The organism is Synergistaceae bacterium (genome assembly GCA_031267575.1).
In the GTDB taxonomy this organism is placed as follows: Bacteria; Synergistota; Synergistia; order Synergistales; family Aminobacteriaceae; genus JAIRYN01.
Genome location: JAIRYN010000059.1, coordinates 18,782 through 42,941, shown reverse-complemented (window position 1 = coordinate 42,941; position 24,160 = coordinate 18,782). Strand labels below are relative to the sequence as shown.

21 protein-coding genes are annotated in these 24,160 nt (G+C 53.2%); 13 read left to right on the top strand and 8 right to left on the bottom strand.

Annotated features, from left to right (window positions below):
• Window positions 1–157: 157 nt before the first annotated feature.
• Window positions 158–1,015 (top strand): ATP-dependent sacrificial sulfur transferase LarE, encoded by an 858-nt coding sequence (larE, locus tag LBJ36_10350; GenBank protein MDR1379434.1) that lies wholly within the window; start codon window positions 158–160, stop codon window positions 1,013–1,015.
• Between the two features lie 340 nt (window positions 1,016–1,355).
• On the opposite strand, the gene rfaE2 is transcribed toward larE, so the two are convergent.
• Complete coding sequence (gene rfaE2 / locus LBJ36_10345; GenBank protein MDR1379433.1) at window positions 1,356–2,813, bottom strand: D-glycero-beta-D-manno-heptose 1-phosphate adenylyltransferase; 1,458 nt, start codon at window positions 2,811–2,813, stop codon at window positions 1,356–1,358.
• An 11-nt stretch (window positions 2,814–2,824) separates the two neighbouring features.
• Complete coding sequence (locus LBJ36_10340; GenBank protein ID MDR1379432.1) at window positions 2,825–4,156, bottom strand: UDP-glucose/GDP-mannose dehydrogenase family protein; 1,332 nt, start codon at window positions 4,154–4,156, stop codon at window positions 2,825–2,827.
• 570 nt (window positions 4,157–4,726) lie between these two features.
• Between LBJ36_10340 and LBJ36_10335 the strand changes: the two genes are divergently transcribed.
• From LBJ36_10335 to rsgA, 3 genes are all read left to right on the top strand, one after another.
• Entirely contained in the window at window positions 4,727–5,305 is a 579-nt protein-coding gene (locus LBJ36_10335; protein ID MDR1379431.1) for a rubrerythrin family protein, read from the top strand.
• Between the two features lie 24 nt (window positions 5,306–5,329).
• Complete coding sequence (locus LBJ36_10330) at window positions 5,330–6,109, top strand: hypothetical protein (GenBank protein MDR1379430.1); 780 nt, start codon at window positions 5,330–5,332, stop codon at window positions 6,107–6,109.
• 438 nt (window positions 6,110–6,547) lie between these two features.
• Complete coding sequence (rsgA, locus tag LBJ36_10325; GenBank protein ID MDR1379429.1) at window positions 6,548–7,555, top strand: ribosome small subunit-dependent GTPase A; 1,008 nt, start codon at window positions 6,548–6,550, stop codon at window positions 7,553–7,555.
• A gap of 141 nt (window positions 7,556–7,696) precedes the next feature.
• On the opposite strand, the gene LBJ36_10320 is transcribed toward rsgA, so the two are convergent.
• Genes LBJ36_10320 through ilvN form a run of 4 tightly spaced genes read right to left on the bottom strand, consistent with a single transcriptional unit; the run spans window position 7,697 to window position 12,293 of the window.
• The gene (locus LBJ36_10320; GenBank protein MDR1379428.1) at window positions 7,697–8,992 is read right to left on the bottom strand and encodes an ATP-binding protein; all 1,296 of its coding nucleotides are present in this window, start codon (window positions 8,990–8,992) and stop codon (window positions 7,697–7,699) included.
• A 31-nt stretch (window positions 8,993–9,023) separates the two neighbouring features.
• On the bottom strand, window positions 9,024–10,706 hold the full coding sequence (gene ilvB / locus LBJ36_10315; protein ID MDR1379427.1) for a biosynthetic-type acetolactate synthase large subunit: 1,683 nt from the start codon (window positions 10,704–10,706) through the stop codon (window positions 9,024–9,026).
• Window positions 10,707–10,719: 13 nt separating this feature from the next.
• Complete coding sequence (gene ilvC / locus LBJ36_10310) at window positions 10,720–11,751, bottom strand: ketol-acid reductoisomerase (GenBank protein MDR1379426.1); 1,032 nt, start codon at window positions 11,749–11,751, stop codon at window positions 10,720–10,722.
• On the bottom strand, window positions 11,751–12,293 hold the full coding sequence (gene ilvN, locus LBJ36_10305; protein MDR1379425.1) for an acetolactate synthase small subunit: 543 nt from the start codon (window positions 12,291–12,293) through the stop codon (window positions 11,751–11,753). The genes ilvC and ilvN overlap by 1 nt, the downstream gene beginning before the upstream one ends.
• A gap of 525 nt (window positions 12,294–12,818) precedes the next feature.
• Between ilvN and LBJ36_10300 the strand changes: the two genes are divergently transcribed.
• From LBJ36_10300 to LBJ36_10270, 7 genes are all read left to right on the top strand, one after another.
• The gene (locus LBJ36_10300; protein ID MDR1379424.1) at window positions 12,819–13,751 is read left to right on the top strand and encodes a DUF4365 domain-containing protein; all 933 of its coding nucleotides are present in this window, start codon (window positions 12,819–12,821) and stop codon (window positions 13,749–13,751) included.
• Between the two features lie 221 nt (window positions 13,752–13,972).
• The gene (locus LBJ36_10295) at window positions 13,973–15,163 is read left to right on the top strand and encodes an HD-GYP domain-containing protein (protein MDR1379423.1); all 1,191 of its coding nucleotides are present in this window, start codon (window positions 13,973–13,975) and stop codon (window positions 15,161–15,163) included.
• A gap of 140 nt (window positions 15,164–15,303) precedes the next feature.
• Window positions 15,304–15,513 (top strand): 4Fe-4S binding protein, encoded by a 210-nt coding sequence (locus LBJ36_10290; GenBank protein MDR1379422.1) that lies wholly within the window; start codon window positions 15,304–15,306, stop codon window positions 15,511–15,513.
• The gene (locus LBJ36_10285) at window positions 15,506–16,639 is read left to right on the top strand and encodes a 2-oxoacid:acceptor oxidoreductase subunit alpha (GenBank protein MDR1379421.1); all 1,134 of its coding nucleotides are present in this window, start codon (window positions 15,506–15,508) and stop codon (window positions 16,637–16,639) included. Before LBJ36_10290 ends, LBJ36_10285 begins: the two co-directional genes overlap by 8 nt.
• Before the next feature lies 1 nt (window position 16,640).
• Window positions 16,641–17,459 (top strand): 2-oxoacid:ferredoxin oxidoreductase subunit beta, encoded by an 819-nt coding sequence (locus LBJ36_10280; GenBank protein ID MDR1379420.1) that lies wholly within the window; start codon window positions 16,641–16,643, stop codon window positions 17,457–17,459.
• Between the two features lie 6 nt (window positions 17,460–17,465).
• Entirely contained in the window at window positions 17,466–18,080 is a 615-nt protein-coding gene (locus LBJ36_10275) for a 2-oxoacid:acceptor oxidoreductase family protein (protein MDR1379419.1), read from the top strand.
• A gap of 44 nt (window positions 18,081–18,124) precedes the next feature.
• Window positions 18,125–18,682, top strand: a complete 558-nt coding sequence (locus LBJ36_10270; protein ID MDR1379418.1) for an NUDIX hydrolase — start codon at window positions 18,125–18,127, stop codon at window positions 18,680–18,682.
• Window positions 18,683–18,832: 150 nt separating this feature from the next.
• On the opposite strand, the gene LBJ36_10265 is transcribed toward LBJ36_10270, so the two are convergent.
• Both LBJ36_10265 and LBJ36_10260 read right to left on the bottom strand, forming a co-directional pair.
• Window positions 18,833–20,143, bottom strand: a complete 1,311-nt coding sequence (locus LBJ36_10265) for an EFR1 family ferrodoxin (GenBank protein ID MDR1379417.1) — start codon at window positions 20,141–20,143, stop codon at window positions 18,833–18,835.
• 42 nt (window positions 20,144–20,185) lie between these two features.
• Window positions 20,186–21,121: a ribokinase gene (locus tag LBJ36_10260; GenBank protein ID MDR1379416.1), complete on the bottom strand. Its 936-nt coding sequence runs from the start codon at window positions 21,119–21,121 to the stop codon at window positions 20,186–20,188.
• A gap of 221 nt (window positions 21,122–21,342) precedes the next feature.
• Here LBJ36_10260 and LBJ36_10255 point away from each other — a divergent pair, with 221 nt between their 5' ends.
• Window positions 21,343–22,053, top strand: coding sequence for a hypothetical protein (locus tag LBJ36_10255; protein ID MDR1379415.1), 711 nt, complete (start codon window positions 21,343–21,345; stop codon window positions 22,051–22,053).
• Window positions 22,054–22,070: 17 nt separating this feature from the next.
• Complete coding sequence (locus LBJ36_10250; protein MDR1379414.1) at window positions 22,071–24,152, top strand: ATP-binding protein; 2,082 nt, start codon at window positions 22,071–22,073, stop codon at window positions 24,150–24,152.
• Window positions 24,153–24,160 lie beyond the last annotated feature (8 nt).

The window sequence follows — 24,160 nt, the reverse complement described above, 5'->3', positions numbered from 1 at the left end:
CGGATGAGTTCGGAGGTATGTCTCAATTGTATATCATTGTATATAATCCTGAATTCCAGATAATTTTTTAAAGAGGTAAAATAACGGGTATAGTCACGAATGCCGAAAAATTTTTTTGCATAGGTGCCCATCACGGCACAGGAGGTTGGGTTCATTTATGGATGTTCTGCAAAAGGTTTTCAATGAGGTTTTTAATCAAGACGATAGGGAGATCCACCGGAAGCACGAAACATTGAAAGAATATCTGTTCCAGTTGGGAAGCGTGGCCGTGGCCTTTTCTGGAGGTGTGGACTCCACTTTTTTGCTTAAGACGGCTCACGATGTGCTGGGTTCCCAAACTATGGCCGTTACGGCGCGCTCCTGTTCCTTTCCGGTTCGCGAACTCAACGAAGCGAAGGCCTTCTGCGAGCGGGAGAACATCACACACGTCATCTGCGACTCCGAGGAACTCGATATCGAGGGGTTCTCACAGAACCCCACCAACCGCTGCTACCTTTGCAAAAACGAGCTGTTCACGAAAATATGGGAGGTTGCGCGGGGACACCATATTGCCAATGTCGCCGAGGGTTCCAATATGGACGACAATGGGGACTACCGGCCGGGTTTGATCGCGGTTCAAGAGCAAGGAGTCAAAAGCCCCTTGCGCTACGCGGAGCTGGCCAAGGCAGAAATCCGCGCCCTCTCCAGGGAGATGGGGCTTTCTACCTGGAGCAAACAGTCTTTTGCCTGCCTTTCCTCCCGTTTTCCTTACGGGGAAAGCATCACCGAGGAGCGGCTGAAGAGAGTGGATCAGGCGGAACAACTTCTTCTAGATTTGGGACTCCGCCAGGTACGTGTAAGACATCACGACAACTTGGCCCGCATCGAAACCGATGAAGAAGGGTTCGGGGTTCTCCAAGATCGCGCGGTTCGAGAGACGTTGTACGCTCAGTTCAAACGGATCGGCTTTGCCTACGTCTCCCTGGACCTGCTGGGGTACCGCACAGGAAGCATGAACGAGACATTATCATTATAAAAAGATCGGTAATTGTTCAAGCTCAGGAGGGCGGAGCCCGTTGGTTCAGGGAGGGCGGAGCCCGTTGATTCAGAGAAGGCGGAGCCCGTTGATTTAGGGAAGGCGGAGCCCGTTGGTTCAGGGAAGGGCGGAGCCCGTTGGTTCAGGGAAGGCGGAGCCCGTTGATTTAGGGAGGGCGGAGCCCGTTGGTTCAGGGAGGGCGGAGCCCGTTGATTCAGGGAAGGCGGAGCCCGTTGATGAAGAAACTAAGCGATTCGCACAGCTCCTTCGTCGCTGGCTTTCTGCTTATCGGCCAAAAGCAGCCTCACTGGCCCCCCGATACCTCCCTAACAAGATCGTTTCAGAGCTCGCTGTTTTTTATATTCTCCAGGCGGCGGATTGCTTCCGTGGTGGAGCGCCCTGGAAGGAGGGGTAGAATAACGACTTCCTCCACCCATTGGCGTCCAGGAAGCTGGTCCGCCTTGTAATCTCCACCCTTGACCAAAAACTGAGGCTGGAGTTCGGACAAAAGTTTTTCCGGAGTGTCCTCATCGAAAACGACCACCAGATCCACGGCTCGCAGCGCGGCCAAAACGTGGGCTCGGTCTTCTTCTCTATTGATGGGGCGTTTTTCCCCTTTCAGAGCCTTGACGGAGCGATCACTGTTCAACCCCACGATCAATCGGTCGCCCAGTTCTCGAGCGCGCTCCAAGCTCTCCACATGTCCGGCGTGGAGGATGTCGAAACAACCGTTGGTAAAGACCACCCGTTTGCCCTCTTTTTTCCACTTTCGACAAATTTCGGCTGCGAACTCACGGGACTCACAAAAAATTTTGCTTCTTGGCGCGGCGAGCAAGTCGGTCGCGGCGATAGGATAGGTTCCTGCTTTGGTGACGACGATCTGAGCGGCCTCGTTGGAAAATCGTACCGCCTCATCCATGGTCAGTCCACCCGCCGCTCCAGCCGCGACACAAGCGATGACCGTATCCCCCGCGCCGCTGACGTCGAAAACCTCTACGGGTCGCGCTGGTACGTGGATCACTCCGGTTTCGCCGATCAGTGTCATGCCCTGAGAAGATCGGGTGACCAAAAGCCAGTCCAGAGCCGTTTTTCGTCGGATGTTTTCCCCAGCCCGGGCGACGGCCATATTTTCATTGGGAACAGGACCACAGACGGTGGCCAGCTCCGACAGATTGGGTGTAACAACAGTAGCGCCTCGGTACTTGCTCCAATCATCGCTCCGCGGGTCGACGAGCACCGGAATATTTCGGCTCCGAGCCGAGCGTATCGCCGCGGCGGAAAGCTGAGGCGTGCAAAATCCCAACCCGTAATCGGACAGAATGAGGACTTGTACAGCGTTTTCTTCCAGAAGGCTCTGGAGCCAGAACACCGCCTCCTCCACCATGTGATCGTCGAGGGGGTCGGGTCTCTCGTGGTCGAAACGCGCCACCTGTTGACCACCGCAGATTAGGCGAGCTTTGGTCAAGGTGGGGGAATCTCGCTCAAAAAGCCGGGATTGAATCCCTCCCTCCTTCAAGTGGTCGCGGATTCGCGCGGCTCCTTCGTCTCGTCCCACCGCCCCTCCCAGGAAAACGCGGCATCCCAGTCCTCTCAAGTTCATAGCTACATTGCCCGCCCCTCCCAGATTGTCCGTCTCCTCTTCGCAGACCACAACGGGAATGGGGGCCTCCCGAGAGACTCGTGTAGTGGAACCCGCTAGATAGCGGTCCAGAACCACGTCACCTAGTATCGCCACGCCCAGTTCTTTCACGCGACCGAAGCGTAACAGATCGAGGGCTCGCTCTGGAAGGTTCGACATGAGTTTTTAGTTTAGCTCCGTCGGACGACGGGCCGTCCGATGGAGTAGTAATCGAAATTCCTTCTCTTCATCTCGGGCAGAGAATAGAGGTTACGGCCGTCCACCACCACCGGCTCCTTCAGGAGTCGTCCAATTCGGTCGAAATCGGGCTGTTTGTAAACGTCCCACTCCGTTACCACCACCAACGCGTCAGCCCCGTTGACGGCGTCGTAGGGGTCATGTACATAAAGAAGCCCCTGACGCTCACCCAAGATCGCCCGCGTTTCCTCGATGGCGCGGGGGTCGTGAGCCTGAACCCGTGCGCCCTGATCCAGCAACCGGCGGATCAAGGTATGAGCTGGAGCCTCCCGGGTATCGGAGGTCTTGGGTTTGAAAGCCAGTCCCCAGAGGGCCATGGTGCGCCCCTCGATTCCTCCCGCGAAATGGGAGGTTAGCTTTTCGTACAATACCTCTTTTTGACGAACGTTGACCTCGTCCACGGCGGTCAGGATCTGGGAAATATACCCGGAGGACGCGGCGAAGTCGCGAATCGCCCGAACGTCTTTGGGGAAGCAGGATCCGCCGTAACCACAGCCCGCGTACAGAAACTTGTTACCGATGCGCGTATCCATGGCCATAGCTTGGCGGACACTGTCTACGTTGGCGTTCACACGCTCGCAAATGTTCGCCATTTCGTTCATAAAGGAGATACGTGTGGCCAGCATGGCGTTGGAGGCGTATTTCGCCATTTCCGCTGAGGCAATATCCATGTAGAGGATCTTTTCGGGCTCCACAAAAGAGTAAATTTCCTTCATCCGCTCTGTGGCGTCGAGGGATTCCGTGCCTACCACGACTCGGTCGGGTTCCACAAAATCACGGACCGCCGCGCCTTCGCGCAGAAACTCAGGATTCGACGCCATGCTCAACGAGAGATCGGTGGACCGTTTGTCCAGTTCCTCGGAGGCCCACGCTTTGACTTTGTCGTTGGTTCCCACAGGCACGGTAGACTTGACCACCACCAGAAGAGGACCTTTCATGACGCGGCCAATATCGCGGGACGCGGTCTCCACGTAGCGAAGATCCGCGCTTCCATCCGAGGCCGAGGGAGTTCCCACGGTGATGAAACAGGCCTCCGCGTTTTCCAAAGCCCAGGAAAGATCTGACGAGAACTCAAGGCGTCCCTCCGCCATGTTGCGGACCATCATGTCCGAAAGACCGGGTTCGTAAAAGGGGATCTCTCCTTTGCGCAGGGTTTCGACCTTATTTTCGTCCGTATCCACGCAGACCACGTTGTTTCCGAACCGCGCCAGACACGTCCCCGTGACTAGGCCCACATATCCCGAACCGATGACTACCAGTTTCATATACTCCACTCCTCCAGTTTTCGCCCGGCGTACCACAATAATTAAGACAAAACATCCACTGAGACAAAATATCCACAGCGAACACCATGCCTTCTTTCCTATATCACTTTCCTATATCACTTTCCTATATAATCTCCCCATATAACAGCTCAAACTGGGCTATTATAACGGATGAAGAGTAATTATACCTGTCTGAAAATCAAATTTTCAGTTATACTTTTTGGTATCTTACGATAAAGTGATTCTCATCCACCGACTTCAGCCGTTGGATGAGAATCGTAACGTCGCCAACGGTGGCGTTTGTTTTGTATTTGATTTCTTGCCATATATCTACTTTTATGTTAAACTCCTTTTATGGCTTATCAACGCGAGATGTGGGGCGGAACACGACCGGGATATTAATGCGGCTGTAAATATTCTCAGAGTGGGGGCATCCACTCTTAAAGGAAAAGACGTAAGGAGAAGACGTAAGACCGGTTTCAGTCGGCTGTCTTTGTCGATCTTAGAATCCCATGACTTTAGTTGTGGGAGTATGTCAATAAATTCTTGTTTTTTGGGGGTAATAAAGTTATGAAAAGCGTCAAAGGAACGAAAACAGAAGGTAACTTGATGAAGGCGTTCGCTGGGGAGTCACAGGCGCGCAACCGCTATACCTACTATGCATCGGTGGCCAAAAACGAGGGATTCAAACAAATCGAATATATTTTTACGGAGACGGCGGATCAGGAGAAAGAACACGCTAAACGCCTATTCCGCTTTATGGAGGGGCCCGGTGAAATTGAAATCACCGCCAGTTTCCCCGCCGGACCGGAACAGAATACTCTGACCAACCTCAAGGACGCGGCGGCGGGAGAAAACCACGAGCACGTCATCATGTATCCAGAGTTCGCGAAAACGGCGGAAGAAGAGGGTTTTCCCCAAATCGCAGCCGTGATGCGCGCCATCGCCGTGGCGGAGAAGTTCCATGAGGAGCGCTACTTGGGCTTGGCCAAAAACATCGCTGAGGGTAAAGTCTTCAAGAAGGACACGAAAATCCGTTGGCGTTGCCGCAACTGCGGATATGTTTTGGAATCCGCCGAGGCCCCCAACAAGTGTCCCGCCTGCGATCATCCTCAGGCCCATTTCGAGATGTTGAGCATCAATTGGTAAGAGCTTAATCGGTAAGAGTTTAAAATGGACGCCAACGCGCTCGTCCTCATTGATCCGCAAAACGACTTCTGTGATCGAAGGGGAAGTCTTTATGTGGAGGGGGCGGAAGCCGACATCGAGAGATTGTCGAGTTATATCGCCCAAGCGGACAAGGCGGCGATATCGGCGATTTTCGTCTCTCTGGATTCTCACGACGACGTGGCGATTTTTCACCCGACGTTCTGGATTAACGAAGCGGGGGAACGCCCGGCGCCTTTTACACAGATCGCGCCGGTGGGTTTCGGGTCAAAATGGAAGGTCGCCGCGCTAGAGAACGAACCTTTTGCCAGGAGGACCTTCGAGGTCATCGAGGCTAAAGGTCTTACGCTTATGATCTGGCCGGAACACTGCGTTGTCTCCACCTGGGGGCACCAGGTGGCAGAGCCTTTGCTGAAGGCGTTCAAAGGCTGGCGCGAGAGGACGAACTTTCCGATTCGCTACGTCTTCAAGGGAGAAAACCCCTATACGGATCAGTTTTCTGTTTTCGAAGGTGTGAACAGCGCGTACCCGGAGACTGCGTTCAATGAAAACTTTTTTGCGCGTCTCGCCTCCTTCGAGAAGGTGACGTTCGCGGGCGAGGCCCTCAGTCATTGCGTGGGGGAGTCGATTTTGTCCTACCGGCGTAGGTTAGCATTACAAGGGAAGATGGAACAAAGAGTTCGGCTGCTTGTGGACTGCGCCTCGCCGGTGGGAGGCTTTGATCGAGACGCGTCCCTCCGATTGCTCCAAGACGCCGGAGTGGAGTTTGTCACGTCCGAGAGATAGCAGTAACTTAACATACTCCCACGACTAAAGTCATGGGATTCTAAGATCGACAAAGACAGCCGACTGAAACCGGTCTTACGTCTTCTCCTTTAAGTCTCCTTTAAGGGTGGATGCTCCCACTCTGAGAATATTTACAACCGCATTAATATCCCGGTCGTGTTCCGCCCAGCATCTCGCGTTGATAAGCCATAAAAGGAGTTTAACATAAAAGTAAACATATGGTAAGAAGAACAGGAAATGACAAACGCGACTTTAGAGAGGAGATTTTTTATGTTTATTACATTAATACTGGAGATTGTGTCAGACTCGGAGGGAGTCTTGATACAGTAAATCAGCCTTCCTCCGAATTGCGGCCAAACACTACAATTTAGGAGGGTAAAGATGTATACAAACTTAAAGAAATATGGTCTTTCTGATCACTTCGAGCAGGAAGCGGCGATGTATGGTGGATTTGTTCTCGCAAGAATAACCGAACAGCACCGCGACATGTACAAAGCGGTATGCGAACAAGGCGAACGCGCCACCGTTGTTTCAGGTAAGCTGCGGTATGCATCCGACATTGCTTCAGATTTTCCAGCTGTCGGAGATTGGGTCATGCTCGACGACGCCGGCACCAATGTGAACGCCGTCATCCATCATATCCTGCGGCGCAAAAGCGTATTCGCAAGACAGGCGGCCGGGACAGGCAATAACGTGCAGATTGTGGCGGCGAATATCGACACCGTTTTCATTTCTATGTCGCTGAACGCCGATTTCAACCCACGGCGATTGGAACGTTACTTGACTGTCGCTTGGGATAGTATGGCCTTGCCGGTCATCGTCCTCACGAAGTCAGACTTATGCGAGGATTTGCCCAGCAGACTCGTAGAAGTTGAAACGGTAAGCGCAGGTGTTCCAGTGATTGTCTGTTCGTCCGAAAATGGTGATGGTTTTGAAGAGGTCAACGCTATGATAGGCACGGGAAAAACAGTCGCGTTCATTGGTTCATCCGGCGTGGGCAAGTCCACGATAATAAACCGGCTCCTTGGCGAGGAATTGCTTGCTACTCAAGCCATACGGGAAAACGATGACAAGGGCAGGCACACCACGACTCACAGACAACTACTGTTGCTTCCAAGCGGCGGCGTCGTCATAGACACGCCTGGTATGCGCGAGTTGTCGCTCTATTCGGGCGATGTTTCAAAAACGTTTGTGGATATTGAAGAACTCGCCATGCAGTGCAGATTCAACAACTGCAGCCATACGAAAGAACCCGGTTGTGCGGTTCGCAGGGCAATCAAGGACGGTTCTCTTTCCGAAAAGCGCTTCGAGAATTACCTGAAGCTCGAACGTGAGGTGAACTACGAGGGGCTAAACTCTCGCCAGCGCGAACAGGAGAAGTTGAACCGAATGTTTGGCGGTAAAAAGGCTCTGAAGCAGTTCCAAAAGACCCTCAAGAAAAATTGACCACTAGCAAAAACGGTGAATACGGTGGATGACGACTGAACTGTCGCCCATCCACCGTACTTCCGGCTATTTAGTGAGCAGAGCCTCGATGCTGGTGAGAGGCGCCACGGCTTCCCAGTCGAATCAGTCGAACCAGCCGGACTAGCGTTGCAGCTCCACGTTTCCGATCAGCAGGCGCTGGACGAACTGACGAGCTGTTCTGCCCGTGAAACTTCCTTTCTCTAGTTCCCAGCGCATAGCCAGTTTTTCCAGTTCCGCGCTGTCCATCGACAAGCCGGACTCTTCTGTCAGCGCGCGGACTATCTCCATATACTCTTTTTTACCTACCGATCCGTACCAGATGGTGATACCAAACCTATCCGCCAGAGAGAGTTTTTCCTGCATGGTGTCCCCTCCGTGCACGTCGTCGCTGGATTTCTTGCGGTCAGTCCAGATCTCCCGGACGATGTTCCGTCTGTTGGAGGTGGCGTAGATCACGGCGTTTTCCGGCTTGGGCTCAATACCCCCCTCGATGATGGCCTTCAAGTGCTTGTAATCCGTCTCGAATTCTTCGAAAGACAGGTCGTCCATGAAAATGACAAATCGATAGTTACGAAACCGCACCGCGTCCAGTATCTCTGGGATATCGGTGAACTGATCCTTGTGCACCTCAATCACGCGCAGACCCCGTCCCACGAACCCCGGCTCGTTCAAAAGCGCCCGGACGGAGGAGGACTTGCCCGTTCCACTGTCGCCAAAGAGCAACACGTTGTTGGCAGCTCTGCCGCTCAAAAAGAGTTCGGTGTTGTCCAGTAGTTCTTTTTTTTGAGCCTCGTAGCCGACAAGAGATATCAAAGCCAAAGGATCCAAGTCCTTCACTGGCGTCAAACCCCTCTCTCGCGACCAACGAAACGCCCTATTCAGCGCGTAGAGCCCTGAACCACAGGATCGGTAAAAAAAGACCAGCGCGTTGTACATTTCTTCCGGGCTACCGGCCTCCTTGAAGGCGGCCGATAGACGAAAAAGAGCGGAAAGAGCCTCATCACGGACTCCTGCGGGCTGAAGAAAAGGAATCCCCCCTTTCGAGGGGATGTAATCCTCCAATGAACGCAAATGCCGGAACTGTTCGTTTTGGCGGATCAAAGCCCGCAAAGCAGCCACCGTCCCGTGGAGACACCACAGCTCTTCCGAAGCGATGTTGACTAAAGACCCCAAGGGGGCGTCACCCAATTCCGAGGTCCAGCCCAGAGGGTTCTCGTCCTCGGCCAGAAGCAACGCGAAAAAGGCTTCCCAGAGATCTCCCTTTAGGGAATAACGCTCAGCCTCGGTTACGACCTCCGACGCGGCGGCGGTGATGAGCGCGAAAGCCTCGTCTTCTCTTCCCCCGGGCAGACTCAGAGCCTTCTCGAATTTGGCGAAGGCGTCGTATCTGTCAGATCGATTTTTAAAAAACAACACAGCGGCATCTCGCTTTCTTTTAATTTCAAACTCAATTCAGCAACATCTGGGAAAGCGACTCTCCAGCGGGGACGATGGGAAACACGTTCTCCAACTGTGGGATGGGGAAATGTACCAGCACCGGCCCTGGGATTTCAAGAGCCCGTTCTATCGCGCTTTCGATTTTTTCGGGCGAATCGACGGAAAAAGCCTCAACACCCATGCCCTCCGCTATTTTCACAAAATCCGGATGGCGCTGGTAAAGGGTATGCGAATAACGGCAGCCGTAAAACAATTGCTGCCACTGCCTCACCATTCCCAGACAACTGTTGTCGAAGAGCAGCACCTTGACGGGCAGATTATACCGCGCGTAAGTGTCCAGCTCTTGAATGTTCATCATCGCGCTGCCATCCCCCGCGACGCACACCACGGGCAGGTCAGGGCGCGCAAAGTGCGCTCCCATAGAAGCCGGGATACCAAATCCCATGGTCCCCAAACCTCCGGAGGTCACGAATCGCCTCGGATAAAGCGCTTTATGATATTGCGCCGCCCACATCTGATGTTGACCGACCTCCGTGGTGAGAATTAACTCACCCTTCGTCATCTTGTCGAGAGCCTCCAAAATCTGCCAGGGGTGGATTTTTTCATCTCCAGAGGAACGCTCCTGAGGTTCTTCGGTCTCCATCTTGCGAATTTTTTCCATCCACGTTCGTCGGGAGGTGATATTGTGGCCTCCAGCTTCCTGAGCCAACAGGTCGAGGATTTTGCCCGTTTCCCCGAGCAGCCAAACGTCAGCGTTGACGTTTTTGCCAATTTCGGAGTTGTCGATGTCGATGTGGAGAACGCGAGCGGATCGCGCGAAATCCTCGCTTTTGCCCGTGCTGCGGTCGCTGAAACGCGTGCCCACGGCGATAATTAGGTCCGCCGCCATGACGGCCCGATTCACCGCGGCGTTGCCATGCATCCCCACCATCCCGATGAAATTGGGGTGGTCGCTGGAAAACACTCCTTTGCCCAAAAGAGACGTCGCGCCCGGCATCTCCAACTTTTCGCAAAACAACCGTAGGGATTCGAAGGCCCACGAGAGGTTCACCCCGTTGCCAGCGATGACTAGGGGCCGTTCCGCGTGACGTATCAGCTTCACCGCCTCCTCGAATCGCGTCAGATCCTCCGGCGGGTTGGCGGAGTATCCGGGATAACCGCCCCCTGGATTAGAGGGGCGCCGATACTCCGCTGGAGCTTTCTGAATGTCTACTGGCAGGTCCACGACGACGGGACCGGGGCGTCCCGTGGAGGCAATGAAAAACGCGTCTTGCACCATACGAGGAATATCCTCCGCCCGCCTGACCTGCATACTGTGTTTCACGATGGACAGGGAAATACCCATCATATGCGCTTCTTGAAACGAGTCCGTTCCAATGGAACCCGTGGCGACTTGCCCCGTTATGGCCACCATTGGCGACGAGTCTCTGTGCGCGGTGGCTAAACCCGTCACCAAATTTGTCGCCCCGGGACCTGAGGTGGCGATGCAAACGCCAACCTCCTCGCCCACCCGCGAGAACCCGTCCGCCGCGTGGGCGGCCGCCTGCTCGTGACGCACGAGAATATGCTCCAGGGACGAATCGTAAATTGCGTCATAAAGAGGAATCACAGTACCACCTGGCAGGCCGAAAACGGTTTTAACCCCTTCGTCCTCCAGCGATTTGACCATGATCTGAGCGCCGGTCAGTTCCACTTCGACTTCTCCTCTAATACTCCGGAGCTTCTTTCTCTCCAAGCCAGGGCATCATTCCGCGCAGGTCCTTGCCCACCCGTTCGATCAACTGGCTACGCTCGTTGGCGACCCATTTCTTCATCCCAGGACGACCCGCCATGTTTTCCAGAATCCAGTTTTTCGCGAAGGTGCCGTCTTGGATCTCACTCAACAGCTTCTTCATGGTCTCGCGCGTGCGTTCGTCGATGACGCGCTTGCCCGATACGCTGTCTCCGTATTTGGCGGTGTCGCTGACGGAATAACGCATCCACGAAAGTCCTCCCTCGAAGACCAAATCGACGATCAATTTCATCTCGTGCAGGCACTCGAAGTACGCGATTTCCGGTTGGTATCCCGCCTCCACCAGCGTCTCGAAACCGGCCTTGATCAGTTCCGACAAGCCGCCACATAAGACGGCCTGTTCGCCGAAGAGGTCGGATTCCGTTTCCTCGCGGAAGGTGGTTTCTAAGATACCGGCTCTGCCCGCGCCGATGCCCGATCCATAGGCGAGGGCAATTTCCATAGCTTTTCCCGACGCGTTCTGATGAACGGCGACCAGAGCGGGAACTCCCTTGCCCTCTGTGTACATGCGACGGACGATATGCCCCGGTCCCTTGGGGGCCACCATGAAAACGTCGTGTTTTTGGGACGGAGTCACTTGGCCGAAGTGGACGGCGAAACCGTGGGCGAAAGCCAGCGCGGCGTCTTCCTTCATGTTGGGCGCCACAAGTCGATTGTAGACATCCGCCTGAAGATGGTCCGGGATCAGGAACATGACGATGTCCGCGCGAGAGGCGGCCTCCGCCACAGAATAAACCTCGAAACCGTCTTTGCGGGCTGTTTCACGAGATTTACTGCCCTCGTGCAACCCGATGACAACCGAAACTCCGCTGTCCTTCAAATTGAGGGCATGAGCGTGCCCTTGGCTACCGTAGCCCAGAATCGCCACGGTCTTACCTCCAAGAACCTTCAGATTCGCATCTCTGTCGTAGTACACTTTTGCCATTTTGACTCTCCTCTCATGAATTACGCATTGACTGCATGCGGGTAGGATTCTTGGGGTTGGCGCTCGAAGGCTCCCTCGGTCCGGAGTTCGGCGCGTCCTAGCGCCACGGAGCCAGAGCCAGCCGTTTCGATAATACCATAAGTGCGGAATGCCTCCGTGCACGCCTGAATTTTCGCTTCGTCGCCCGTGACCTCGAACGTTAAAGCGTCTGTGCCGAAATCGACGACGCGGCATCTAAAAACATCGGCTATCTGGAGAATGTGGGGTCGTGTCTCTAGCGTGGCTCTGACCTTAATCAGCGAGAACCACCGTTCGACGAAACGGCCTCTGTGGCTCAGGTTTTCCACGGAAATCACCTCCACGAGTTTGGAAAGATGTTTTTCGACCTGTTCGTGGGCCCATTCGTCCGCGTCGATCATGATCGTAAAACGCGAGAATCCCGTCTGATCCGTCTGACTGACGCTCAGGCTCTCGATGTTGTAGTTTCGCCGATAGAACAGACTCGCGATCCTCATTAACACTCCTGGGGCATCCTGCGTCACAACGCTGAAAGTACACCTCATTGCCGTTTCCTCCATTCAGGTTTCTTCATGTCAGGTTTCTTCATTACAGTTTTTTATTCAGATTTGCTCATAATAAAAAAACCGGGCCCTTTTCGGGTCCCGGTCTGGAGTTTTCTTTCGAATCACGGCACCTAAACGCCGACCACCCCAACAGAGGACCCGCGAATAAGTAACTCGATAATAACGACGAGGACAAGGCTAGCATAACTATATATAAATAACCTACTCATTCTACAGATTACCTCCTTTCAATTCAATAGCACACTTTAATAGCACACTTTAGCACACTTTTCAATAACATACTAGATAACGCACTAGATAGCGCACTAGAATACTATCTAAATCAATCTTGTGAAATTCTATCTCTCGATATCCGTTTTGTCAACCTCTGGCTTCCCTGTGCGGAATAAACGCATCAGGAAAAGCGTAAAGAATTGTATTTTAGATTAAAATGAGTTAATGAGTTATGTTATAATGCAAAAGATCATATATCGCGAGAGTGAGAGGTGATTTTTTTTGAATGAGATGGCTGAACGCATTGGCGTCTATGCGGCAAGCCGAGTATCCGCGCAATTGCCGGGTCTGATATTCCGAGAACAGAGGAGCGGAGATACCGGTTTGAACGCGCACTTGGAGATTACGGAGGACTTCCCCAAGATGGGAAAGTCGATCGGCCTTCAGATACGTTCAGATGAAAGCGCGTGGATGGAACGAGGCGCGCGGGGATATGTCTGCCGAGGGGAGATGTCACACCTGGCTTATTGGCTTCAACATACTATTCCCGTTCTCGTGATGATCTATGATCGCAAGAATGATCGTATTTTGTGGGAATTTGCCAGCGCGGATACGATCGAGGTCGATGGCCCAAAGTGGGAATTGGTGATCCCCAGTGACCAGGTGTACGGCCCCGAGGCTGTGCCCGCAATATCAGCTTTGCCCTGTTATAGTCCCTACCTGTCCCGTCTGGCTCTTGACCGACCTTGGATGGAGCTTGTGGAGGCAGGCAGAGACGTGACCCTCGAACTGGACGAGTGGATCAATAGACCCTCCACAAGAGGAGCATTGAGGCTTTGCGTCTGCAACGTGGACGGAACTCGCGAGGCTGTCTATGATTGGACGTTTCAAACAGACGCGGACATGCCTTATACGATGCGGTTGCCCGCGCTTTTTCCCTGGGCCAATTTATCCGTGGACGAGGAGTTTTACCGAGAAAAAGCCGTGGCAACGGGACGAGAAGAGGGCTTCTCCGCCGATTCCGCTCTCATACGCCCTTGGGTCATTGAAGCGGGGGAAATCGCCCATTTTTTCCTGAAACTCTCCTTGAACGAATTGGGGAAGGCGTTTTTGACCACCGAGCGCTTTTTGAGGCGCGGCGAGTTTCCCCGACCATCCATCATGGGCAAGATCGACGGCGGTTACGAGGAAGGCATTAAATATAAACTTCATAAAATACCCTAGAAAAACTGAAGGAACTTGGCGAAAATACACAAAAGATCGCCGGGGGAGAGACCGGCCACATGAAAGTCACACATAAACGATGCTTGTAGAATATTTTAGAATATTTCTACGAGCTTTGTAAGATTTAGCTTTTTTTGGGCTTTGTACTTGAAGAAATACTATGCGAAACCTACCTACTAGTTATAAGTAGGTATTAGTACGCTGAAAGGATCGAAAAAGGGATGCCCTCTGAAGATGAAGCCGTTCAGCGACCTCTAAAAAGACGCATCTCTATAGGTGAGTTAAGCGAATATACCCAGAGCACCGCCCGAGTAGCGGAGGATGTGCTTTCTTCAAGCGGGTCCATTCTTTTACCTTACGGTACGGAACTGAGTTCTTTGGCCGCCTCCGCTCACAATTTGGAAAAAATTTTGCGCGGCTGGGGAATTTTCTCAATCCTAATCACCCTTCAGAATGTTCTGGACATACATGATCTCGAAGAGATCTTGAAAAGCTCAGAAATCAACGTATCCACTGTTGATCCAGAGTTGGCCAAGCAAACGATTGAACAAGTAGCACAGGTTTATGGCCGTATTGCCAAGGGTGTGTGTGACCCAGAAGATATTTCTCATCTTATTATGCAGGGGCGGATCCTCGCTCAGGAGATCGCTCAGGCGCCACAAGTGATGTTGTGCCTGGGGCGAGTGCGCCGTTGGGATGAGTATACCTATGTGCACTCCTTGAATGTAGCACTTTTGGGAGGGTTTCTTGCTAGCCGGCTTTTTCCGGAGCAATCGGAGGTCGTGGAATGTTTGTCCGTTGGAGGGCTCCTCCACGACTTGGGAAAGGCACTTATTCCTCAGCAAATTTTGAACAAGCCGGGTCACCTGACGGATCAGGAATTCGAGATAATGAAAAAACACACCATTTACGGAGAGAAAACGGCCATTCAAAACGGTGTTTCCGACCGTCGGATTTTAGCGGTGATTCGCGGGCATCATGAACGCTACGGTGGGGACGGTTACCCTGACGCCCTGTTAAAAAAACGAATTGACATAGAGGCGAGAATAGCGGCCGTGGCGGATGTTTTTGACGCGCTTACGGCGAAACGGATTTACAAAGAACCCATGGAGAGCCGGAGCGCGGTTTCCCTTATGATCGGCAGCATGGAGTCACATTTCGATCCCTTTATAGTGCGCGCGCTTTTGGTTTCGATCGGCCTTTATCCGCCGGGAATGGGGGTGGAGCTTTCGGATGGAAGTCTAGGAGTGGTGGTTGGCGCGCGAGGTGACGATCTATTACGTCCCCAGGTTCTCTTGCAAATCGACCACCTGGGACACAAAGTCAACGGTCTCAAAATCCTCGATATGAGCACAAGCGATTCTCTTTTTGTACGACGATCCCTCCAAGACGTGGGTAAAGTTGCTTTTTGAACGAGGCTCTTCCCGCTCCGACTGTGTACTGTCTTCTTTTAATGTTTTTTGTAAATACCGTGAAAACATACGATTGCGCTGAAAGCGAATTGAGGGGAAAATACAGAAGATATAAAGACCGTTAAGGGGGTGTACGGCTGTTGGCAAAAAAATTTAAAGTGGGGGTCAATAGTGCGTGGTGTAAAGGATGTTCTTTATGCATTGGGGTGTGCCCTAAGTCCGTTCTGGAGTTGAGCGACCGTATGAAGTCCACTCCAGCGCGAGAAAGTGATTGTATCGGGTGCAGACAATGTGAGAACATATGCCCCGACTTCGCGATCACGATCAAGGAGGACGAACAGAATGTCTAATGTGGCCTTTTGGCAGGGGAACACGGCCTTGGCGCACGGCGCCCTCCTGGCCGGGTGCAATTTTTTTGGAGGGTATCCGATAACGCCATCCACGGAAATCGCAGAGGTCATGGCGGAGGAACTGCCCAAAATTGGCGGCAAGTTCATCCAGATGGAGGATGAGATCGGGGGAATCGCCTCGATTATCGGGGCGTCTATCGCGGGGGCCAAGGCTCTTACCGCCACTTCGGGGCCTGGATTTTCGTTGAAGCAGGAAAACTTGGGACTGGCTTACATCGCGGAGATTCCCATCGTTGTGGTGGACGTCATGCGTGGTGGTCCTTCCACGGGGCTTCCCACGAAAACGGCACAACAGGACGTGATGCAAGCTCGTTGGGGAACTCACGGCGACCACGCGACGATCTGTTATTCGCCCTCTTCCGTACAGGAGTGTTATGATTTGGCCATTAAAGCCTTCAATATGGCCGAGCGGTTCCGTCAGCCCGTCCTGATTCTTTCCGACGAGGTCGTCGGCCACATGAGGGAAAAAGTGACAAAACAGGATCCGAACAAGGTGAAAATCGTCAACCGGATTCGACCCACCGTGCCACCCAACCGCTTCACGCCCTATGAGGCGGACCCCATGACCGAGATTCCCCCTATGGCCTCTTTCGGCGACGGCTATTCCTGGCACGTGACGGGATTGACCAGCAACGACTGGGGTTTTCCCACCAACAACTCCCCGGAGATCGCGAAGAAAATGCTACGCCTCATGAACAAAGTCGAACGATCCCGAAAAGATATCGTCGAGTACGAAGCGGAGTACATGGACGGGGCCAACGTGGTGGTGGTGGCCTACGGTAGCGTCGGCCGCTCGGCACTGCGGGCCGTCCGGGACGCCCGATCAATGGGGCTCACGGCGGGGTTCTTCCGGCCCATCACCCTCTGGCCCTTCCCAGAGGAAGAGCTGAGAAAATTGGCCTTGGGCGCCAAGACCATATTGGTCCCCGAACTGAACTGTGGGCAGATGGTGTTGGAGGTGGAGCGCATTTTCAAGGGTAGGAGCGATGTCCGTAAAATGAGCCTGGTGAACGGGGAGCTTTTCAAGCCTTCGGAGATCCGGCGGGTTATCGAGGAGGTGGCGTGATATGCCGAGCACAGAAGTTCTGAGCTGGATCCGAACGCGGTTCATGCCGCATATCTGGTGTCCGGGGTGTGGTCACGGCGTTATTATGCACGCCCTTATCCGGGCGCTGGTAGCGTTGAAAAAAGACAAGACCCAGACGGTGGTCGCGTCGGGAATCGGTTGTTCCAGCCGTATGGCAGGATACATCAACGCCTGTACACTCCACTCCACCCACGGGCGTTCTTTGGCTTTCTCCACGGGCATTAAAATGCACAGGCCGGAGCTCACGGTGGTGGATGTCATGGGTGATGGTGACTGCTCCGCCATCGGAGGCAACCATTTCATACACGCCTGCCGGCGCAACATCGACATTACGGCGATCATCATGAATAACAATATCTACGGCATGACCGGTGGCCAGGCTAGTCCCACGACACCCGTGGGAGCGTGGGCTTCGACGACACCTTATGGGGCCATCGACCCTCCCTTCGATATCTGCAAGCTGGCGGAGGGGGCAGGGGCGTCCTACGTGGCGCGAACCACCATCGCCAACCCCAAGCAAGCGGAGACTTTCATTATGAACGGCATCCAAAAAAAGGGATTTGCGGTAGTGGAGGTTGTCACCCACTGCCACACCCAGTTCGGGCGTAAAAATGACCGCCGACTGCCGATGGATAACTACAACTTTTTCAAAGAAGCCTCTGTTTCCTTGGCTAAGGCCCAAACCATGTCTCCTGATGAACTCGTGGGCAAGATCCTGTGCGGTGAGTTCGTGGACAAAAACGTGCCGGAGTACACGGAGCAATACGGCAAAGTCATAGAAAACGCTCGAAAGGAGTAGGGGACAATGGCGAACGAAAGATTCGAGATTCGCATCGCGGGCTCTGGCGGCCAAGGGGTGATCCTCGCCACAGAATTGATCGGACAGGCCATCACCCATTACGAAGAGGGGCTCTACGTGGTCCAGTCTCAGGCCTACGGCCCGGAAGCCCGGGGCGGCAAATCGAAAGCCGAAGTGGTTGTCTCCCGGAACCTCATAGACTATCCCAAGGTGATGGCCCCGAACCTCCAGGTGATCTTAACCCAGGCCGCGGCGGAGGAATTTTCGTCCGATACAACCCCTGGGGGTCGGATTGTGTATGACGACTTTTTCGTCATGGACCTACCCGGAATGAACACGACCTACGGAGGCGGAAGCATGGAGGAGATGCGCAATATCGACGCCAGGGTCTACACCTTGCCCATCGTACGTACCGCGCGCGAGAAGCTGGGCAGGGAAATTGTCACTAACATGGTGGCTCTGGGCTGCGTGGGGCGCGTTTTGGATTTAGAAAAAGTCGCGTCGTCGGACTCGATCCGTAAGGCGATCCGCGACCATTTCCCCGCGGGAAAGATCGCGGACATGAACGTTCAGGCTTTCGACGAGGGTTACTCGATTTTCAAGCAAAGCCCCCTACCTTAAGCTAATCCGCGAAACGAACAACGAAACGAACAACAAAACAAACGATGAAACGAACTACGATGGAACGGGTGCTTACGAGCCGTAAGGTTTATGCAGGGCATATTTTGAGCCTGCGGGTCGATGAGGTGGAGATGCCCAGCGGGCGCAAAACGAAACGCGAAGTGGTAGAACACGGTCCGGCCGTGTGTGTTCTAGCTTTGACGAAAGACGGCGCGCTCCTGGTTCGCCAGTTCCGTTATGGGGTCGGGGAGGAGATGTTGGAGGTCTGCGCGGGTCTCGCGGAGGAGGGCGAAGACCTGAAAGAGGCTGCTGCTCGCGAGATGCAGGAAGAACTGGGGTATTTCCCCAGCGATTTGCGGGAAATAGGGCATTTTTACGTCTCCCCAGGCTATTGTACGGAGGAGCTGACGCTTTTCCTCGCCACAGATCTGCGGGCTTCCAGCTTGCCTCAAGATGACGACGAGGATGTCCAAATGGTGGAGGTTTGCTATGAGGAAATCCCCGCTCTTTTGGCGGAGGGCAGGGTAAGGGACGCGAAAACCCTTGTCGCTCTCTCGTGGCTCATGGCCTGGAAGGGATTGAAACCCCAAACACCTCTTTAATCAAAAACCAAACGCCTCTTTTAATCAAAAATCAAACGCCTCTTCAAAAAGAGTTTAAGGAAAAAGTTAAAATTAACCGTTCGGACCCTGACTGGCTTTCTCTTCACAGGACTCGAACGGTTTTTTACTTTTTACCTGAACGCTGCCTTTTTACCTGAACGCTGCCTTGAAATCCTCGTAGCTCATGGCTCTGTAGGGCTCGGCGGGCTTGCCGGGAACGTGCATGGCGCCGGTAGGGCAAAAACCCACGCAACGCTGGCACGACTCACAAACTTTGGGATTGATGACCGGTCCCGAATCCTCCATTAGGATGGCTTTTGCAGGACACTCGTCGATGCAACGTCTGCACCGAATGCATTTGGCAAAATCCGCCGCGATGGGGAAAATTTTGTAGAAAAAATCCCAGGGCTTTCGCGTCTGACCCAAGTTGTAGCCCAGGGAAGAGACAAGAGGAATACCCTCGCCCCATCTCCTTCCGCCTTTCAAAAGGTCGTAGGCGAAGGAGCGAGCTTCTAGTGTAGCTTTTTCGATGCGAGCGGTGTTCTTTTCGAGCAACAGAGTCTTGTTGTTGTAGTTTCCCGGCATGACAAAAATTCCGGCCGCTACAGGCTTATAACCTTTTTTTAGGAGAGACTTGCGCAGAGGACCCTGCATACCCACCGCAGCTCCCCCGCACGTGCCCAGCATGAAGACCTCGCGGCCCGCGCCCATCGGCATGGACTCCACGAAACGCCACACCGTCGGGTACGTGGAAAAGCAAGCGACGGGGAAAGCCAGCCCCACGGCGGATTCCTCGTGCAAGATGTCGGGACAGGGCGTATCCATACTACGCAGATGAACCGGCTTTCCTTCCTGTCTCAGTGTCTCCGCCACGGTCTGGGCGATCAAGAGGCTATTCCCCGTGCCCGTGAAGACAAAAAGCTCCACCGGGCTGCCATAGAGCTTTGCGGGCACGGCTTTGCCCTTGACCTTCACATCGAGTCTGTAGGGAATGGAGAATACCCCGTTACTTTCTTTTCGTGCCCCGCTGCGGACAAATCCGGCCCTCTCGTAAAAATTCGCCGCGCTATCGGTAGCGTAAACGGTCATGTACCTCGTTTTCGGCGCGATCGCCGCGCAACGCGCCACCGCCCGGGTGACCAACCGCGAGCCCAAGCCTTTATTAGCGTAGTTGGGGTGGATATAGAGCATGGAAATCCGGTCTGGCCCTCTCAGCTCGATCATTCCAACCAAAACCTCTGACACGTAGGCCAGCTCGTGAACATACCCCAAGCTGCCCCTGTGCTCCAACGCCTCCGGCGAGGCATAGCGATCCAGAGCCACCCGTCCCAAGGGGGTAAAGTCTTTTTCCTCTTGTTTGTCCAGGACTTGTTTGTCCAGGACCTGCCGTACCAGATCGCATACCGCCTCCCCCTGACCCGGCAGCATGTTTTTGAACTCCAAATTTTGAATGTCAGCCATTTTTAGCTCCCCTCACAAAAACGAACACGCGCCCCATTAGTGCTATTTCCAGTCAGGGCTTCGTTCGAGCAACGCCTCCACCTCGTGCCGCCAAGGCAGAGAGGGGTGAGCACCGAATCGAGTGCAAGCCAAAGCTCCGGACGCGGAGGCGAAGCGCGCTGCTTGTTCGAAGGACATTCCTTCTGACAGCCCCACGATCATCCCAGCGCAAAACGCGTCGCCAGCCCCGGTGGAATCTAGAGCGTCCACTTTGAACGGCGCGTAGGCAAAAGTTCTGTCCTTCGTCACGACTAGCCCTCCCTGAGCGCCGCGGGCTACAACAACTCCCTTTGTGCCCGCCTTCACCAGGCGTCTCGCGGCATCGGCCGTGTTGGCGCTGTCCCCCATTCCCTCTGCCTTCGAGGCGTAAAAAGCGAGTTCCGTTTCGTTTAACACAAGATAATCGACCATCGGCCAGAGCGAGGGCGGAAGGTCCGTGGCTGGGGCTGGGGTGAGGACTGTTTTACACCCCGTTTTTCGGGCAAAGGCCAACCCCGCCATCACCGCCGCGACGGGAATTTCTAACTGGAAAAGCGCCGCGTCGGCCTTTTTGAAAGTGTCGGAGGCGCGTTCGATGGTCTTCTCGTTGACGAGGGCATTGGCCCCCGTCGCCAGGACGATCGTATTATCCCCCGCGTCGGTCACCGTAATGACCGCCACGCCGGTCCCCGCTTCTCTCGATACCTCCAGATGGCTACAATCGACTTTCCCTTCCATGAGGGTGCTGCGCAATCTCACGCCAAAATCATCGTCTCCGACACAGCCAATCATATGGGACTCTGCTCCCAGCCTGGAACAAGCTAAAGCCTGATTGGACCCCTTACCTCCTCCTGTGGTCCCGAACGAGCGCCCCATGAGAGTTTCCCCCAAAAGCGGCTGACGAGGCGCACAAATGACCAGATCCATATTCAACGACCCGACGACCGCTATGACGGACACGTCTACCACCTTCTCCTATGATCCGAAAATATTATTATCTCTTCATGATACCATAGACGCAGAGTGCCCGACGCAAGGGTTTTGCGGACGAAGAGTTTTTGTTCGAGCTTGGGAGGTTGAAAATTTTTCAATGGATTACGCACAAACTCAAAAGATAACTAGTGGAAGTTTTCCCTACCGTAGAATAAAAAAAGTGGAATAAAAGAGGAGGTTCATGTACGATGGAACAGAACATCACAGAACGGTTGGTAGAATTTTTGCGAAACAAGAAGGTGGATTTTATTCTCCTGAGCGGATTGACCGCGCCATCGCCATTGAGAAAAGCGTTGGGGCTCAATAGTAAATCGAAGCCAAATGAAATAGAGAAAAACATTGGGCCGTATCTGGGGGAGAAGATTGAGATCCGAAAAAAGGGGAAGTCTCTTTATCTTTGCTTGGTACAGCCGCTTGATGAGACGGTTTTGCACGCGTTGAGCATCAAAGGCGGCGAGTCGGTTGGTCAATTTGGAAAAAAGGTTCCGATCAAAAAAGATATGTTACACGAACCCATCAATGTCTTGGTGGACAAGGGTTTAGTCCAGATCAAATTGAGCAAGACCCAGTTGCCCTGCCTGTACCGCGTGAGTGCCAAAGCGCCGCGGAACACAGAAGAACCAAAAGAAGAACCAAAAAACGAAGAACAAAGAGCCGAACAGTTCCACACGGCTTTTTGGGAGTTGGAGCGTGGGGAGGTCTTCGTGGATATCTATGTGTTACGCCGGCGCCTTGGCTGGTCTCGTGATGTTTTCGACACCATATTGCAGAAGCTGCGCAACGCCGGAACGATTCAACTGCATGCGGGAGATACCACGACCATGACGGCGGATGAGATCGCGGATGGTTTTGTCGATAAAAACGGCTTTCGTATGGGAACCATCACCTGGAAGAAGTGATTTAAGACGGGATCATCATGGATATTCGAGAAAAACTCATGGATATTCGAGAAGAAGTCATGTATATTGGAGAAGAAGTCATGGATATTCGAGAAGAACTGTTGAACAATAACCCATTTTCTTCTAACGCGGCGGCAAACCCATGGGACAACGCGTCGCCCGACATTTATTCCTTGAATAAAGACGTGTGCGACCAAGTTTTTCATCTTGTGCAAAACAAGGCGCAACATCTCCGAAATCCTATGGCCGGTTTGATTTTGGGGGAAGCCGGGTCTGGCAAAACGCATATGCTGAAGCGGATCCTCTCCCGGATCAAACAAAGTAATATCGACGCTATTTTTGTTTACGTTAGAGCTTTTGAGACGCCTGAAAGAGTGTTTCGAGAACTGTGGCGAGAGATTTTTCTCAATTTGAGACGAAGCTGTAACGACGGGATCAGCCAATTCGATTTCATCGTCAATAAGATGATGAACATCTACCGTGAGCACAATGTGGCAAAGGGGAGTTTGCACTTCGACAGCACGGAAGGCATTCAACATTTTCAGACGTTGCTGGCGGGTGTCCGTGTGGATTTTTTGAAAGCCCTTTTCGCCTATTATGATCCGCGTGACGAGGAGAGACGTCACGCGGCCGAAAGGTGGCTTCAGGGCAACATAGACGACGACCATCACAGTCTTTTGCGTGTGGAAGACCGCTACAACATGTCCCCTCGTGAGTTGGAGTGGGAAGCGCGGGAGCTGATTCTTTCTCTGGGCCTCGTTCTCGATTACTGCAAAATGCCCACGGTCATCTGCTTCGATCAACTCGATGGTATGGAGGATTCCGTTTTAATCAACGCATGGGGCAAGGCCGTCGCTTTTGTCATCAACGACACGTTTAGCCTGTTACCTTTGGCCTTTCTGAGGGATGCCAGTTGGAGACGGCGTTTCAAAATAAAAACGGAAGGCCTAGATGACGCCGTCGTGCAGCGTTTTGAAGGAAACAGGCTTTTCCTCGAAGGTTGTTCGTTGGAACAGGCGCGCGACCTAATACGGGCCCGTATAACCTCGCTATACTCAGAAAACGCGGAAAGCAAGGTGGAGTGGCTCCTCGAACGACTGGAGGGAAAACTGGAACGTGGTTATTCGCCACGAACGATTCTGGAACTCGCCAATCACGTCGTTATTCATCGAGGGGAAATCGTGCCAATGTCTTCTGTCACGGAAATTTTAGACAAGGCTTATCGGGAGGAATATGACAAAGTGGCGGCCGACTTTGACATGTGGCCTCCAGACGCTGGACGTCTTGTGTACGCTCTTGAGGCCTACTTGACTAATCACGCGTCCTTTGAAGGCATCAAGCGTCCGAAGGATCACAAATTTGTCTCTCTGATAGGGCAGTGTATCGAGGAAAACGCTAAAAAAGACTGCGCTTTTATTGTCAACACGGCGGAGCACAACCAGACGGTGAGAGCCGCTCTGAGACGAGGTGTTTCTTTTTTAGAAACGTATCCCGGAAGGGTTTGTTACTACATTAGCGACAGACGTTGTGTTTTTCGTGGTCCAGAGCGCTGGAAAACGGTGCATGATGAACTGGGAAAATTCAAACAATTGAAGGGTATCACGCTCTTTTTGGACCGAGGACAGGCGACGAGCTGGTACGCTTTGACCTCTCTTCGCTCCAAGCTGAACAATGGGGATGTCACCTTCCTGTCCTTTGACGGAGAGCGTACTGTCGGAAACGAGGAATTCTCACTGCATTTGAAACAGGCTTTTGATAAAAACCTTTTGGAACTCGACCCGATGGCGATGGATCCTTGGAGTAAAGAAAAAAGTAGAGGAAAAAATATCCAAACGAAAAAGGGAAAAAATGAAAATCTCCCCTTGTTCGACAGGACGATCTCTCCTCCCGAGGTGGATGAGTTGGTAGGAAGAATCCGGGAAAGTCTTCTCGACGTTCCCATGCATCTCATGAAAGTGGATCTCTTGTTCGGTCGTTTATCCGGCCAGAGTGTAGCGGTGACGTATGAAGGGTTGTTGGAGTTCATTCGGCAACAAAACGACGTCTTCGCTTTGTACTTGTCCGGTGATGGCAGTTTCGTACAGTTGTTGAGCGACTGAGCGTTTCC